This window comes from Romboutsia sp. 13368, assembly GCF_018336475.1.
In the GTDB taxonomy this organism is placed as follows: domain Bacteria; phylum Bacillota; class Clostridia; order Peptostreptococcales; family Peptostreptococcaceae; genus Romboutsia.
The window spans coordinates 2,060,185-2,060,421 of record NZ_CP048741.1; the positions used below are offsets into that span (position 1 = coordinate 2,060,185).

1 pseudogene (only partly in view) is annotated in these 237 nt (G+C 29.1%); it reads right to left on the reverse strand.

Annotated elements, in window-relative coordinates:
- Positions 1–237 (reverse strand): annotated as a pseudogene (gene secA, locus G3997_RS08535) (preprotein translocase subunit SecA) (its annotated part continues 297 nt past the right edge of the window); the annotation flags it as partial.

A 237-nucleotide genomic window follows, 5' to 3' on the forward strand; every position in this document is an offset into this window, starting at 1 on the left:
ATTTGCTAATCTATAAGGCTTTTCATCATCTTCTATTTGTCCAGATATTATAAGAGGYGTTCTTGCTTCATCTATTAGTATTGARTCAACTTCATCTACTATTGCGAAGTTTAGTTCTCTTTGTACCATTTGTTCTTTAGCTTGTACCATATTATCTCTTAGATARTCAAATCCAAATTCATTATTTGTTCCATATGTTATGTCAAATTTATATTGTTCTTTTCTTTCATCTGACTC